Origin of the sequence: Cryobacterium soli (assembly GCF_003611035.1) — a bacterium.
Lineage (GTDB): Bacteria > Actinomycetota > Actinomycetes > Actinomycetales > Microbacteriaceae > Cryobacterium > Cryobacterium soli.
The window spans coordinates 1,745,965-1,759,650 of the sequence record NZ_CP030033.1 but is presented as its reverse complement, the minus strand read 5'-3'; the positions used below and the strand labels follow the sequence as shown (position 1 = coordinate 1,759,650).

Genomic DNA, 13,686 nt, shown 5'->3' with positions numbered 1-13,686 from the left:
GCGCTAGCTCGGGGCGAGGAGGGCGGGCAGGGCGTCGAGGGCGGTGAGACGGATGACGCCCAGCTCTCGGGCCTCGACGAGGTCGGCGTCCGGCGGGGGAGGGCCGGCGGCGCCGACCCGGTCCAGCCAGACGCCGGTGAGGCCCGCGGCGGCAGCGCCGATCGCGTCGGTGCGCAACCGGTCGCCCACGTAAACCGAGCGGGCAGGGTCGGCGCCGAAGAGGGCGCAGGCGCGCCGGAAGATCTCCGGCCGGGGCTTGGCCAGGCCGAACTCGGCCGAGGTGACCACGTGCTCCACCCGGGCGTCCAGCCCGGTGTCGGCCAGCTTCACGCTCTGGTAGGCCAGCTCGCCGTTGGTGATCAGCCCGAATCGCACGCCGGGGATGCGGCGGGTCAGTGCGTCCAGGCACGGCAGAGCGTCGTCGTGCAGGCGCCAGTTCGCCCGGTAGTGCAGGAAATAGTCGTCGAACCAGGCAGCGGCCTCCGCCTCGGTGAGGTCCACCCCGTGCGCCGCGGCGAAGTCCCGCGCCCGGGCGCTGCGCTGTCCGGCGAAGTCCAGCTCGCCGGCAAGGTAGGCGTGATAGTGCTGCTCTTCGAGCGCGTTCCAGAGCGTCACGACCGAGTGCGGGTCGGCGCCGGCGCCCCGGCCGCCCTGTGCGGCGACGTGCCCGAGGATCCCAGCGGCCACGGCCTCCCGGTGCGCGAACAGGGTGTCGTCCAGATCGAACAGCACCAACACCGGTGGTGCCAGACCGGCTGCACGCGCCTCATCGGTCGCACCTGCCACGCCGGTCACAGCGGCCTCAGCGGCCTCAGCGGCCTCAGCGGCCACAGGAGCCCACAGGAGCGCGCGGCGCGGTTCACGCGCCCACGACCTCGGCCGGCCAGCCCGCGGGCGGTGTGCGGTCGTCGGTGGCGTGCAGAGTGCCCTTCCACGAGAGCGGATGCGTGCCGTCCCGGTAGGCGATCCCTGCCGGTCCCTGCCCGGTGAAGCGGAACCCGGCCTTGCGAGCGGCCCGGGCCGACGCGAGGTTGCCGGCCACGCACTCCCAGTGCACGGTGTCGCAGAGCCCCGTCGTGAAGCCCCAGTCGAGCACCAGCCGTTGCGCCTCGACCATGAGCCCCTGGCCCCGGTGGGCGGTGCCGAGCCAGAACCCGATCGAACTCGTGCGGTCCGCGGAGCCGGACCCGGACCCCGACCCGGACTCCGACCCCGACGCGGACTCCGACCCCGACCCGGACTCCGACCCCGACCCGGACTCCGACCCGGACTCCGACCCCGACCCCGACCCGGACTCCGACCCGGACCCGGACCCGGACCCCGACCCCGACCCCGACCCCACACCCGGCTCCGCCGCAGACGGCACGCTCAGGCTGATCACGCCGACCAGCTCCGGTCCGGCTGGACCGCGCACCGCCCAGGTGTATTCCTGGTCGCCAGCCCACGCGTCAGGCACGTAACCGGTGACGAAGTCGGTGGCATCCTCGAACCGGTACGGCGACGGCAGGCGCGCCAGGTACCGAGCCATCACCGGGTCCTGGCAGTGCTCGAACACCCGAGCGGCGTCGTCCGGGCGCGGGGCATCCAAGCGGAGCAGCGGGGAGGACAGCTCGACCGGTCGCATCAGCGGAGAGAACGCCTCAGCGGCGCGCCAGGAAGCCCATGCGCTCGAACGCGTTCGCGAGGGTGACGTCGGCCACCGCGGCGGCCCGGTCGGCGTTGCCGGCCAGGATCCGGTCGAGCTCGGCCGGGTCGTCGAGCAGCTCGAGCGTGCGCCCGCGGATCGCGCCGAAGGTCTCGGTGACCACCTCGGCCAGGCCCTTCTTGAAGTCGCCGTAGCCGCGGCCGGCGTACTCGTCCTCGAGCGACTGGATCGATCGCTCCGCCATCACGGAGTAGATCGTGAGGAGGTTCGCCACGCCGGGCTTGTTCTCCCGGTCGAAGACCACGCCGCCCTCGGCGTCGGTCACGGCGCGCATGATCTTCTTCGCGGTGACGGATGGCTCGTCGAGCATCCAGATCACGCCGGCGTGCGACTCGGCCGACTTCGACATCTTCGCGGTGGGGTTCTGCAGGTCGTAGATCTTCGCGGTGTCGCGGATGATCGAGGCCTCGGGCACGGTGAAGGTGTCGCCGAACCGGGAGTTGAACCGGGCCGCGAGGTCGCGGGTGAGCTCAACGTGCTGGCGCTGGTCCTCGCCCACCGGCACGATCTCGCTCTGGAAGAGCAGGATGTCTGCGGCCATGAGCACCGGGTACGCGAACAGCCCCACGGTGGTGGCGTCGGCGCCCTGCTTCTGCGACTTGTCCTTGAACTGGGTCATCCGGCTGGCCTCGCCGAAACCGGTGAGGGTGTTCAACGCCCAGGCCAGCTGCGCGTGCGCGGCCACATGCGACTGCACGTACAGAGTCGACTCGGCAGGGTCGATACCCGCGGCGATGTACTGCGCGGCGGTCGCACGGGTGTTCTCCCGCAGCTTGGCCGGGTCCTGCGCCACGGTGATGGCGTGCAGGTCCACGATCGAGAAGAACGCGTCGTGCGTCTGCTGCAGCTTCTTCCAGTTCAGCAGCGCGCCGATGTAGTTGCCGATCTGCAACGAGTCGGCGGAGGGCTGCATGCCGGAGTAGAGGCGGGTCTTGGTCATGATGGGGTGTCTTTCGTCGAACAGTGGGCCGCGGTGCGGCGAGGGGAAGAGCTAGATGGCGTAGTCGACGACCACGGGGGCGTGGTCGCTCCAGCGCTGGTCGTAGGCATCCGCCCGGTCGACCGTGTAGTTGACGACGGATGCCGCCAGTGCGGGTGTCGCGAGCTGGTAGTCGATGCGCCAGCCGGTGTCGTTGTCGAACGCCTGGCCACGCCAGGACCACCAGGTGAACGGTCCGTCCACCTCGCCGGCGGCCTTGCGGCCCACGTCGACCCAGCCCAGGCCCGCGCCGTTGTTGTAGTCGGCCTCGTCCTCGGCGCCGAGGATCTTGTCGAAGTACGCGCGTTCCTCGGGCAGGAAGCCGGCCCGCTTAACGTTGCCCTTCCAGTTCTTGATGTCGAACTTGCGGTGTCCTACGTTGAGGTCGCCGAGCACCACGACCCGTTCGCTGTGCGCGGCGAGTTCGGGCAGCCGGGTGAGCATCGAGTCGAGGAAGGTGAACTTCTCGACCTGCTTGGGGGTGTCGACCTCGCCGGAGTGCACATAGGTGCTCACCACGGTCACGATCTTGCCGTTCACCTCGTAGTCGGCCTCGAGCCAACGGCCGGCGCTGTCGAAGTCGGGGTGGCCCAGCTCGACCCGGTGGATCGACGCGCTCTTGCGGCTGGCGATGGCCACGCCCGCGCGGCCCTTCGCCGACGCGGCGTCGTGCAGGATGCTCCAGTCCGGGCCCAGCAGCGCCTCGATGTCTTCCGTCGCGGCGCGCACCTCCTGGATGGCGAGGATGTCGACGTCGCGGGTGGCGAGCCAGTCGCCCATGCCCTTCCGGAACGCGGCACGGATGCCATTGGTGTTGATGCTGGCGATGCGCAGGGGCTGGGTGGTCGAATCGTGCGAAGAAGACGGCATGCGCCGATTCTACCGAGTGCCCCTGACGGTGGTCGCGGATGCGGCCCGTGAACGGCGCCCGGCCGGCCGGCTGCGGGTCAGCGCTCGGCCGGCTCCTGCACGTCGTACTTCTCGGCCTGCCGCTCGGCCTTCCGCAGCCGGCGCGTCCGGCCGGGGCGTTGCAACCAGGATGCGTCGGCGGCGGCGGCCCGCGCGTCGCGGAGCTCCGCCTCCACGACCAGGCGCCGGGCCGCGGCCTCTTCCTCCTCGGCGAGCTTCTTGGCCTCGTCGGCGCTCAGGCTGGACGGGGGGATGCCGGCATCCTGCATGCCCACCGCGATCCAGGACGCCGAGATGAGCGTGACCGTGGAGGTGAGGTTGAACCAGATCAGCAGACCGATGATCACCGCGAAGCCGGCCAGCAGGGGGTTCTTGGCCGCTCCGCCGAGCAGGGCGGCGCCGAGCACCTTGAGCACGCCGAGCGCGATCGCGCCGAGCAGCGACCCGACGAGCAGGTTGCGCCAGGGGATGCGCACGTGCGAGAGCACCCGGAACAGGGCGGCGAGGGTGAGTGTGTCGATGATCAGCACGATCAAGAGGCCGATCGCCTGGCTCGACGCGATGAACCAGAACGAGTCGGCGCCCTGGCCGAACAGGCCCAGGACAGAGCGCAGGAGTTCCGTGCTCACGATCGAGATGACGGCGGACACCACCAGGGCCAGGCCGAACAGGAGGCCGAGGCCGAGTTCGCGCAGTTTCACCAGCACGAAGAACGTGGTCTCCTGGCCCATTCCGAAGATGCCGCGCACGGCCTGTGAGGTGGTGTTGAGCCAGCCGAGGGTGGTGGCGAGCAACCCTACGAGGGCGATGGCACTGCTCCAGGTGAGCGCGCCGGTGTTACTCAGGGTGTCCGGATTGACCACGCCCTTCTCGCCGATCAGACCGGGCACGGACTGGTTGATGAGTGCGAACAGGCGGTCCATCAGGTCGGGGTTCGCGGTGAGCCACAGGCCCGCCACGGAGAATACGAGCCAGAGGGCGGCGAAGATGGCGAAGATGGCCTGGTACGCCATGCCGGCGGCGAGAATCGGCCCGCGGCTCTGGCCGAAATGGGTGAACACCCGCACGGGTCGGGAGGCCATGACACGCTTGATGAGGTCGCCGATCTTCATCGACCCAGCCTAGCCAGCGGCTGCGGCTCACCCGGTGCGAAACGACGAACGGCGGCCCGAAGGCCGCCGTTCGTTAGGAACCCGTAAGGGGTTACGGCTTGCCGCGCATGATGGCCTGCTTGACCTCGGCGATGGCCTGCGTCACCTGGATGCCGCGCGGGCAGGCTTCGGTGCAGTTGAAGGTCGTGCGGCAGCGCCAGACGCCTTCCTTGTCGTTGAGGATGTCCAGGCGCACGGCGGCGCTGTCGTCGCGGGAGTCGAAGATGAACCGGTGTGCGTTCACGATCGCGGCCGGGCCGAAGTACTGGCCGTCGGTCCAGAACACCGGGCAGCTCGACGTGCACGCGGCACAGAGGATGCACTTGGTGGTGTCGTCGAAACGCTCGCGCTGGGCGACGGTCTGGATGCGCTCCTTGCCGTCCTTGGGCGTGTTCTGGGCCATCAGGAACGGCTGCACCTCGCGGAAGGAGGCGAAGAACGGCTCCATGTCCACGATCAGGTCCTTCTCCAGCGGCAGGCCCTTGATGGCCTCCACGGTGACGGGCTTGGTGATGTCGAGGTCCTTGATCAGGGTCTTGCAGGCCAGGCGGTTGCGGCCGTTGATGCGCATCGCGTCGGAGCCGCAGATGCCGTGCGCGCAGGAGCGGCGGAAGCTCAGGGAGCCGTCCTGTTCCCACTTGATCTTGTGCAGCGCGTCCAGGATGCGGTCCGTCGCGTACATTTCGACGTCGTAGTTCTCCCAGTGCGGGTCTTCGTCGGTCTCCGGGTTGAACCGGCGCACCGACAGGGTGACCGTGAACGACTGGATCTCTTCGGGAACCGCTGGGGGCTTCTCGAGGGTGGGGGTGCTCACTAGTACTTCCTCTCCATCGGCTGGTAGCGCGTAATGGTCACGGGCTTCCAGTCGAGCGAAATGTGGTCGGCAGCATCCGCCGACAGCGCGTCGCCGGACAGGTAGGCCATGGTGTGCTGCAGGTAGTTGACGTCGTCGCGCAGGGGATAGTCGTCGCGCATGTGGCCGCCGCGGCTTTCCTTGCGGTTGCGTGCGGAGAAGACGACGACCTCGGCGAGGTCGAGCAGGAAGCCCAGTTCGACGGCCTCGAGCAGGTCGGTGTTGAACCGGCGGCCCTTGTCCTGCACGCCGATGTTCTTGTACCGCTCGCGGAGCAGGTGGATGGTCTCGGTCACTTCGGAGAGCGACTCGTCGGTGCGGAACACCTGGGCCTTGGCATCCATGACCTCCTGCAGCTCGCGGCGGAGCACGGCGATGCGCTCGGTGCCGGTGGAGGTGCGGATGGTGGCGAGCAGCTCGCGCACGAACTTGGCCGGGTCTTCGGGCAGCGGCACGAACTCGGCGGTCTTGACGTACTCGACGGCGTTGTTGCCGGCGCGCTTGCCGAACACGTTGATGTCCAGCAGCGAGTTGGTGCCGAGACGGTTGGAGCCGTGCACCGAGACGCAGGCGCATTCACCGGCGGCGTAGAGGCCGGGCACGACGGTGGTGTTGTCGCGCAGCACCTCGGCCTTGACGTTGGTGGGGATGCCGCCCATCGCGTAGTGCGCGGTGGGCATCACGGGCACCGGCTCGGTGACCGGGTCGACGCCGAGGTAGGTGCGGGCGAACTCGGTGATGTCGGGCAGCTTGGTCTCGAGCACTTCTGCACCCAGGTGGGTGCAGTCCAGGTAGACGTAGTCCTTGTTCGGGCCGGCGCCGCGGCCTTCCGCGACCTCCTTGACCATGCAGCGGGCGACGATGTCACGCGGGGCGAGGTCTTTGATGGTGGGCGCGTAGCGCTCCATGAACCGCTCGCCGGAGGCGTTGCGGAGGATCGCTCCCTCACCGCGGGCGCCCTCGGTGAGCAGGATGCCCAGGCCCGCCAGGCCGGTCGGGTGGAACTGGAAGAACTCCATGTCCTCCAGCGGCAGGCCCTTGCGCCAGATGATGCCCACGCCGTCGCCGGTGAGGGTGTGCGCGTTGGAGGTGGTCTTGTAGATCTTGCCGAAACCGCCGGTGGCGAAGATGAACGCCTTGCCGGAGAAGACGTGCAGCTCACCGCTGGCGAGGTCGTAGGCGACCACGCCGGAGGGCTGGTCGACGCCGTCGACGTTGGTCATGATCAGGTCGAGCACGTAGAACTCGTTGAAGAAGTTGATGCCGCGCTTGACGCAGTTCTGGTACAGCGTCTGCAGGATCATGTGGCCGGTACGGTCGGCGGCGTAGCAGGCGCGGCGCACCGGGCTCTTGCCGTGGTCGCGGGTGTGGCCGCCGAATCGGCGCTGGTCGATCTTGCCCTCTGGGGTGCGGTTGAAGGGCAGGCCCATGTTCTCGAGGTCGATGACCGCGTCGATGGCTTCCTTCGCGAGGATCTCCGCGGCGTCCTGGTCGACGAGGTAGTCACCGCCCTTGACGGTGTCGAAGGTGTGCCACTCCCAGTTGTCTTCCTCCACGTTCGCCAGGGCCGCGGCCATGCCGCCCTGCGCCGCGCCAGTGTGCGAGCGGGTGGGGTAGAGCTTCGAGATCACCGCGGTGGATGCGTTGGGGCCGGCCTCGATGGCGGCCCGCATGCCCGCTCCTCCCGCCCCGATGATGACGATGTCGAACTGGTGGTAGTGCACACCGTCGACGATGGTGGATTCGGGATTGGTCACAGGTGCATCCGTCATGGAAGTTTTTGCAGCTCCTTGGGGGCCTAGAGGGCCTGGCAGAAAGTGGGGAGAAGGTCGGTGGGCGCTCCGGCCGGGCACGGGTCGAAGGTGAAGACGACGAGGGTGCCGAGCACGATCAGGATGACCACGGCGGCGAGGATCGCGGACTTGAGGATGCCGCGGCCGATGCGGGTGGTGGCGTAGTCGTTCACGAGGGTGCGCATGCCGTTGCCGCCGTGGATGAGGGCGAGCCAGAGCATGGCCACATCCCACCACTGCCAGAACGGGCTGGACAGCTTGCCGGCGACGAAGGCGAAGTTGAGGGCGCTGACGCCCTCTCCCACCATGAGGTTGACGAAGAGGTGGCCGAAGATCAGCACGACCAGCACGATGCCGGAGACGCGCATGTAGATCCAGCCCCACTTCTCCCAGTTCACGCCGCGCTTGTGCGGGGTGCGGGCGTACGGGCTGCGGGGGGCGGCGAGAGTCGAAGTCATGATCCGGTCCTCCTAGTGGCTGAACACGTTGATCAGGTGGCGGGGCACGAAGGCGATCATGGTGACCAGCCACAGGCCGATGACCACGTAGAAGAGCACCCGCTGGTACTTCGCGTTCCAGAAGTCGATGGCGATGATCCGCAGGCCGTTGAAGGCGTGGAACACGATCGCGGCGACGAGGGCCGTCTCGCCCAGGCCCATGATGGGCGTCTGGTACTGGCTGATCACGGCGTTGTACGCCTCGGGGCTGACCCGCACGAGGGCGGTGTCGAGGATGTGCACGAGGAGGAAGAAGAAGATCGCCACCCCGGTGATCCGGTGCAACACCCAGGACCACATGCCCTCACGGCCGCGGTAGAGCGTTCCGGCCGGGCGACGCGAGGTCGTCTTCCGCTGAGCTGTCAGGGCCCCTGCCGAATTCTGTGGCATGACCAACCCTCCCTGGCTGAGTCGTGACCCCTGCTGAACGAGGTGTCATCGTTGAACAAACACGTGCCTACAGTCTATGTCTCGACAACGAGATAAGTCGGTTAGGGCTGCCTAAGGCCGAACCTGGATGCCAGAGGCTTTGTGCCCTATGCCGCCCGTGGCCGCCGATGTCCGCCAGCCCGTGGGTGCGGCGCGACCTTGCACCTCTTTCGGGGGGTGGTTTCCGCGTCCAGCGGCGGAGGATACTGGCCCTGAATCGGCGAGTGCGCCGATCTAGTCGCGGGGGTGCGGTGCGCTCCAGCTTGTTTTGGGGGGATACAAGATGCTGGCTGAAGGCAAAAAGCGTTTAAGGCGAGTTGGGCTTGTCGTGGTCGTCTCGGTGCTGGCGGCACTGGGATCGGCCGTGGTGGCGCAGCCCGCACAGGCCCGAACGGGAGCGATGATTGTTCCCGCAAGTGGCACCGTCACCGGAGGGTACCGGGTGTACTGCGACGGAACGGACGCATCCCACCATGCGGGGATAGACATCGCCAACTCATCGGGTCCGACGGTGGCCGCTGCTGCGCCGGGGAAGGTCATCTCTGCTGCCGTGGACGGAACCTATGGCAAGGCGATCGTCATCCAGCACTCCGACGGATACTCGACCCGCTATGCGCACCTCAGCGCGTACAGCGTCGGCGTCGGTGCGCAGGTCACCCAAGGCCAACAGATCGGGGTCATGGGTTCAACCGGCTTGTCGACGGGAACGCATCTGCATTTCGAGGTACTGATCAACAACGCCGCGCAGGATCTCAATTCCGCGTTTCCCTGCGGCAGTGCGCAGAGCAAGGGAACGCCAATCAACTGGTCGTTCCCCGGCCTGAACCCCGCCAGTTCTTACGGCGAGCGCTATGCGGTGATCGGGACCGATGGAAACCTGTATGTCAAGGAAGGCCAGATGTCCAGCTCCTGGGTTTTCCAACTGGGTGGCGTGGCGAAGGTTGCTCTGGCGGGAAACCGTATCGGGGTCGTCACCACCGATGGGCATGCCTTCGTGAAGGAAGGGGACCTCTATGCCGGTTGGGTAGACGTCATGTCGTCCGGGATCCGGGACATCGACCTTGACGGCAACCGGGTCGCGGTGGTCGGCGCCGACAATATCCTCTACGTCAAGGAAGGCGGATTGAACGCGGGTTGGACCACTGTTGCCACGGATACCGCCCAGGTGTCGATGTCCGGAAGTCGCATCGGCGTGCGCTTCACCGGCGGGGGTATCTCGGTGAAGGATGGTGGCCTCGGCGCTCCATGGGTTGCTCAAGGAAGCGGCACGGACGTGTCGCTTTCAGGGAGCCGAATCGGAGTGGTGTGGCCTGACGGAGTGGTGCGCGTCAAGGAGGGCGACCTCTACGCGCCCTGGGTGGCCGTGGTCAGCGGGAGTGACGTGGAGCTGGATGGTTCGCGAGTGGGCGTCCTCGGTGCTGGGACGCTCATCGTGAAGGATGGTGGGCTATCCGCGGGATGGACCACCCAACTCGGTGGAGTCACACAGTTCTCGCTCGGTGGGGACAAGATGGGCTTGATCGCCGACTCGAAAGCGTTTGCCAAGAAGGGCGATCTGTACGCCGGATGGCAGCAGATCATGCCGAACAGCAAGCAGGTCGTCGTAGCCAACTGAATGAGGACCGGGCCCGCCGTGCATGTCGGGCGGGCCCGGCGCCTCGCGGGGCGGTGCTCGCCCGAACTGGTGGGCTCAGCGGCGTTGAGCCAGGGGCACCAGCGTCTCGGCGCGGCGGGCGAGGCCCTCGTCGATGACCCGCTGGTAGTGATCGAACAGGGTGGCGCACACGTTCTCCCAGCTGCGGCCCAGCACCGCCCGGCGGCCCGCCTCGCCCATCCGGTGCCGCAGCGACCTGTCGGAGACGAGCGCGGCCACGTGGCGGCGCAGGTCGGCGTCGTCGTCGGGGTGGAACAGGAAACCGTCGGTGCCGTGGTCGACGAGGTCGATCGGGCCGCCGGCCCGGGGCGCCACGACGGGCAGTCCGGCCGCGTGCGCCTCCTGCAGGGTCTGGCCGAAGGTCTCCTCCGTGCCCGCGTGCAGGAACACGTCGAAGGCGGCGTAGGCGGCGGCGAGCTCGGGCCCGGCGAGCCGGCCGAGCCAGGTGACCGGCATGCCGGCCAGCGCCCTGGCCACCAGGGGAGTGGACGGCCCGTCGCCGACCAGGGCGATGCTGATGCCGGGCAACCCGCGCAGGGCGCGGAACCGTTCGACCTGCTTCTCGGGGGCGATGCGACCCACGTAGCCGATCACGACCTCGCCGGCCGGCGCCAGGGTGCGGCGTAGCGCCGCCACGCTCGGGTCGCGCCGGTTGTTGGGGTGATAGCCGTCCAGGTCCACCCCGCGGGTCCAGCGATCCAGGTTGGCCACGCCGATGCGGCGGAGGTCCTGCATCGAGGCCTCGGAGGGCACCAGGGTCAGGTCGGCGCCGTCGTGCACCCACTTCACGAACCGCCAGGCCAGCCGGGTGGCCTGGCCGAGATGGTTGCGGTGGGCGTAGCCGGCCACATCCGTCTGGAAGACCGCCACGCTGGGCACCCCCAGGCGCCGGGCCGCGGCGATGCCCTGGGCGCCGAGGAGGAACGGCGACGCGGCGTGCAGCACATCCGGTTGGAAGTCGGCCAGCAGCCCCAGCACCCGCGGGTTGGGCAACCCCACCGGGAACTGCCGGTAGGAGAGCGCGGGCACCGTGTGTACGGGGAACCCGGCGAATGACTCCGGGGCCCCGAACGGTGCGACGACCATCGCCTCGTGGCCGGTGCGGCGCAATTCGGCCAGCACCTTGCAGACGCTCGTGGTGACCCCGCTGACCGTGGGGAGGAAGCTTTCGCTGACGACGGCAACCCTCATGCCGCCACAGTAGGCAGCGCGCGCGTCCGTGGGGTGAACCTTGGATGAACGGGGCCAACGAACCGGTAGTCTGGCGCAATGTCCCACTCAGCAGATTCCCTCGACCGTTTCTACAGTGTGATCCCCGCCGGCGGGATCGGCTCGAGACTGTGGCCGCTGTCGCGCGCCGATGCTCCCAAGTTCCTGCACGACCTCACCGGAAGCGGCCAGACGCTGCTCCGCGCCACCTGGGACCGGCTGGCCCCGCTCTCCGGCGACCAGCGCATCATGGTTGTCACGGGCCGCGCCCACCGCGCCGCCGTGGAAGAGCAGCTGCCTGAGCTGGCCGACATCAATGTGGTGCTCGAGAGCGAGCCGCGGGACTCCTCGGCCGCGATCGGCCTCGCCGCCGCCATCCTGGAGCGCCGCGAACCCGGCGTGATCATCGGCTCGTTCGCCGCCGACCACGTCATCAAGGGCCCGGCTGCTTTCCGCCAGGCCGTGGTCGAGGCCATCGCCGCGGCCGACACCGGCCTCATCGTCACCATCGGCATCCAGCCGACCGAGCCGGCGATCGGTTTCGGGTACATCAAGACCGGCGGTCCCCTCGACATCGAGGGCGCCCCGAGCGCCCAGTCGGTCAACTCGTTCGTGGAGAAGCCGAGCCCGGCCACCGCCAAGCGCTACCTGTCCAGCGGCCAGTACCTCTGGAACGCGGGCATGTTCATCGCCCGCGCCGACCGTCTGCTCGAGGAGATCGGTGCCACGGAGCCTGAGCTGCTCGCAGGCCTCCTCGAACTGGCCGAGGCCTGGGACACCCCCCGCCGCGGCGCCGTGGTCGACCGGGTCTGGCCCAAGCTCAAGAAGATCGCCATCGACTACTCGGTCGCCGAGCCGGCCGCCGTCAAGGGCAAGCTCGCCGTGATCCCCGGCCAGTTCGACTGGGATGACGTGGGGGACTTCGCGTCGATCGCCAAGATCCACTCCAACGGCCGCAAGCGCGACCTGGCGATCCTCGGTGAGGGTGCCCGCGTGCTCGCCGACTCCTCCAGCGGCATCGTGGTCAGCCACACCAAGCGCATGATCGCGCTCATCGGGGTGGAGGACATCGTCGTGGTCGACACCCCGGACGCGCTCCTGGTCACCACCAGCGCGAACGCCCAGAAGGTCAAGGCCGTCGTCGACGCCCTCCGGCTCTCCGGCAGCTCGGACGTGCTCTGACGGGCCAGAGTGCGCCCGAGAGGGCCGCTCAGCATTAGCCCCGGTAGATGACGATTTGTGTCCGCCGGATTTCCAGAATGTCGCGGGTTGATAACCTTTTGGCTACAGTGCCGCTTTGCTCATCTGAGCAGGGGTGTTCTGGGTAACGTGTACTCCATATACCAGCCCGTGCGATCCCACGCCGGGCCTCATCTGGAGGTCAATCTTGACAATCACGACCCGCAAGGCAACGCTCGGCGGCCTTGCCTCACTCGGCGTTCTCGCTCTGCTCGCGGCGTGTGCGCCGGCCCCCACGACGTCCGGCTCGTCCGACAGCGCGGCCGCGGACTTCCTGCCCTGCATCGTCTCCGACTTCGGCGGCTTCGACGACAAGTCGTTCAACCAGTCCAGCTTCGACGGCATGAAGAAGGCCTCCGAGGAACTCGGTGTCGAATTCAAGCAGGCCGAGTCCACCTCTGAGGACCAGTACGCCGGCAACGTGACCAGCATGGTCGACCAGGGCTGCAACTTCATCCTGACCGTCGGCTTCGCCCTCGCCAACGCCACGCGCGACGCCGCCCAGGCGAACACCGACGTCGAATTCGCGATCATCGACTCGCCGCTCTCCAACGACGACTTCAGCCCCCTGAGCCTCGACAACGTCAAGCCGGTTCTCTACGACACCGCGCAGGCCGCGTTCCTGGCCGGCTACCTCGCCGCAGGCACCACCAAGACCGGCACCGTCGGCACCTTCGGTGGCATGGCATACCCGTCCGTCACCATCTTCATGGACGGCTTTGCCGACGGCATCGCGTACTACAACACCGAGAAGAAGACCGACGTCAAGCTTGTCGGCTGGAACAAAGAAGCCCAGTCCGGCTCGATCGCTGGCGGATTCGACGACATCAGCCAGGGCAAGACCATCAGCGCCGGTCTGATCGACGCCGGTGCGGACATCATCCTCCCGGTCGCCGGCCCGCTCTTCCAGGGCACCGCACAGGCCATTGCCGATTCCGGCAAGGACGTCGCCATCATCGGTGTCGACAGCGACCTGTTCGAGACCACGCCCGAGTTCGCATCGATGTACCTCACCTCGATCATGAAGTCGATGACGGATGCCACCGACACGATCGTCACCGACGCGGCAAACGGAGACTTCTCCGCTGACCCGTACATCGGAACGCTCGAGAACGAGGGTGTCGGCCTGGCCCCGCTGCACGACTGGGAGTCCAAGGTCGACCCGACCCTGGTCACCGAGGTCGACGACCTCAAGGCGAAGATCATCAGCGGCGACATCGTCGTGACCAGCGACGCCACGCCCAAGTAACACCCAGTTCCACCGGCAT

At 68.0% G+C, this 13,686-nt stretch carries 13 protein-coding genes; 3 read left to right on the top strand and 10 right to left on the bottom strand.

The annotated features are described in order from the left end of the window. Window positions 1–3: 3 nt before the first annotated feature. From DOE79_RS08020 to sdhC, 9 genes are all read right to left on the bottom strand, one after another. Complete coding sequence (locus tag DOE79_RS08020) at window positions 4–831, bottom strand: HAD family hydrolase (protein ID WP_245977204.1); 828 nt, start codon at window positions 829–831, stop codon at window positions 4–6. 28 nt (window positions 832–859) lie between these two features. Continuing rightward, window positions 860–1,624 (bottom strand): GNAT family N-acetyltransferase, encoded by a 765-nt coding sequence (locus DOE79_RS08015; RefSeq protein ID WP_120338040.1) that lies wholly within the window; start codon window positions 1,622–1,624, stop codon window positions 860–862. Window positions 1,625–1,640: 16 nt separating this feature from the next. Further along, window positions 1,641–2,645: a tryptophan--tRNA ligase gene (trpS, locus tag DOE79_RS08010; RefSeq protein ID WP_120338039.1), complete on the bottom strand. Its 1,005-nt coding sequence runs from the start codon at window positions 2,643–2,645 to the stop codon at window positions 1,641–1,643. 51 nt (window positions 2,646–2,696) lie between these two features. Then, window positions 2,697–3,554, bottom strand: a complete 858-nt coding sequence (locus tag DOE79_RS08005; RefSeq protein WP_120338038.1) for an exodeoxyribonuclease III — start codon at window positions 3,552–3,554, stop codon at window positions 2,697–2,699. 77 nt (window positions 3,555–3,631) lie between these two features. Next, on the bottom strand, window positions 3,632–4,705 hold the full coding sequence (locus tag DOE79_RS08000) for a YihY/virulence factor BrkB family protein (RefSeq protein ID WP_120338037.1): 1,074 nt from the start codon (window positions 4,703–4,705) through the stop codon (window positions 3,632–3,634). A gap of 91 nt (window positions 4,706–4,796) precedes the next feature. Continuing rightward, the gene (locus DOE79_RS07995; protein WP_066592982.1) at window positions 4,797–5,558 is read right to left on the bottom strand and encodes a succinate dehydrogenase iron-sulfur subunit; all 762 of its coding nucleotides are present in this window, start codon (window positions 5,556–5,558) and stop codon (window positions 4,797–4,799) included. Continuing rightward, window positions 5,558–7,354: a succinate dehydrogenase flavoprotein subunit gene (gene sdhA / locus DOE79_RS07990; RefSeq protein WP_245977202.1), complete on the bottom strand. Its 1,797-nt coding sequence runs from the start codon at window positions 7,352–7,354 to the stop codon at window positions 5,558–5,560. The genes DOE79_RS07995 and sdhA overlap by 1 nt, the downstream gene beginning before the upstream one ends. Window positions 7,355–7,395: 41 nt before the next feature. Then, window positions 7,396–7,848, bottom strand: a complete 453-nt coding sequence (locus tag DOE79_RS07985; RefSeq protein ID WP_120338035.1) for a succinate dehydrogenase hydrophobic membrane anchor subunit — start codon at window positions 7,846–7,848, stop codon at window positions 7,396–7,398. Between the two features lie 12 nt (window positions 7,849–7,860). Beyond that, the gene (gene sdhC / locus DOE79_RS07980; protein ID WP_084020612.1) at window positions 7,861–8,277 is read right to left on the bottom strand and encodes a succinate dehydrogenase, cytochrome b556 subunit; all 417 of its coding nucleotides are present in this window, start codon (window positions 8,275–8,277) and stop codon (window positions 7,861–7,863) included. Between the two features lie 322 nt (window positions 8,278–8,599). On the opposite strand from sdhC, the gene DOE79_RS21025 reads away from it, so the two are divergent. Further along, window positions 8,600–9,931 carry a M23 family metallopeptidase gene (locus DOE79_RS21025; protein ID WP_120338034.1) on the top strand — a complete coding sequence of 444 codons (1,332 nt, stop codon included), beginning with the start codon at window positions 8,600–8,602 and terminating at the stop codon, window positions 9,929–9,931. Between the two features lie 75 nt (window positions 9,932–10,006). On the opposite strand, the gene DOE79_RS07970 is transcribed toward DOE79_RS21025, so the two are convergent. Next, the gene (locus DOE79_RS07970; RefSeq protein ID WP_120338033.1) at window positions 10,007–11,161 is read right to left on the bottom strand and encodes a glycosyltransferase family 4 protein; all 1,155 of its coding nucleotides are present in this window, start codon (window positions 11,159–11,161) and stop codon (window positions 10,007–10,009) included. Window positions 11,162–11,239: 78 nt separating this feature from the next. Between DOE79_RS07970 and DOE79_RS07965 the strand changes: the two genes are divergently transcribed. Continuing rightward, on the top strand, window positions 11,240–12,361 hold the full coding sequence (locus tag DOE79_RS07965) for a mannose-1-phosphate guanylyltransferase (protein WP_120338032.1): 1,122 nt from the start codon (window positions 11,240–11,242) through the stop codon (window positions 12,359–12,361). A 205-nt stretch (window positions 12,362–12,566) separates the two neighbouring features. Beyond that, complete coding sequence (locus tag DOE79_RS07960; RefSeq protein WP_120338031.1) at window positions 12,567–13,667, top strand: BMP family lipoprotein; 1,101 nt, start codon at window positions 12,567–12,569, stop codon at window positions 13,665–13,667. Window positions 13,668–13,686: the final 19 nt, after the last annotated feature.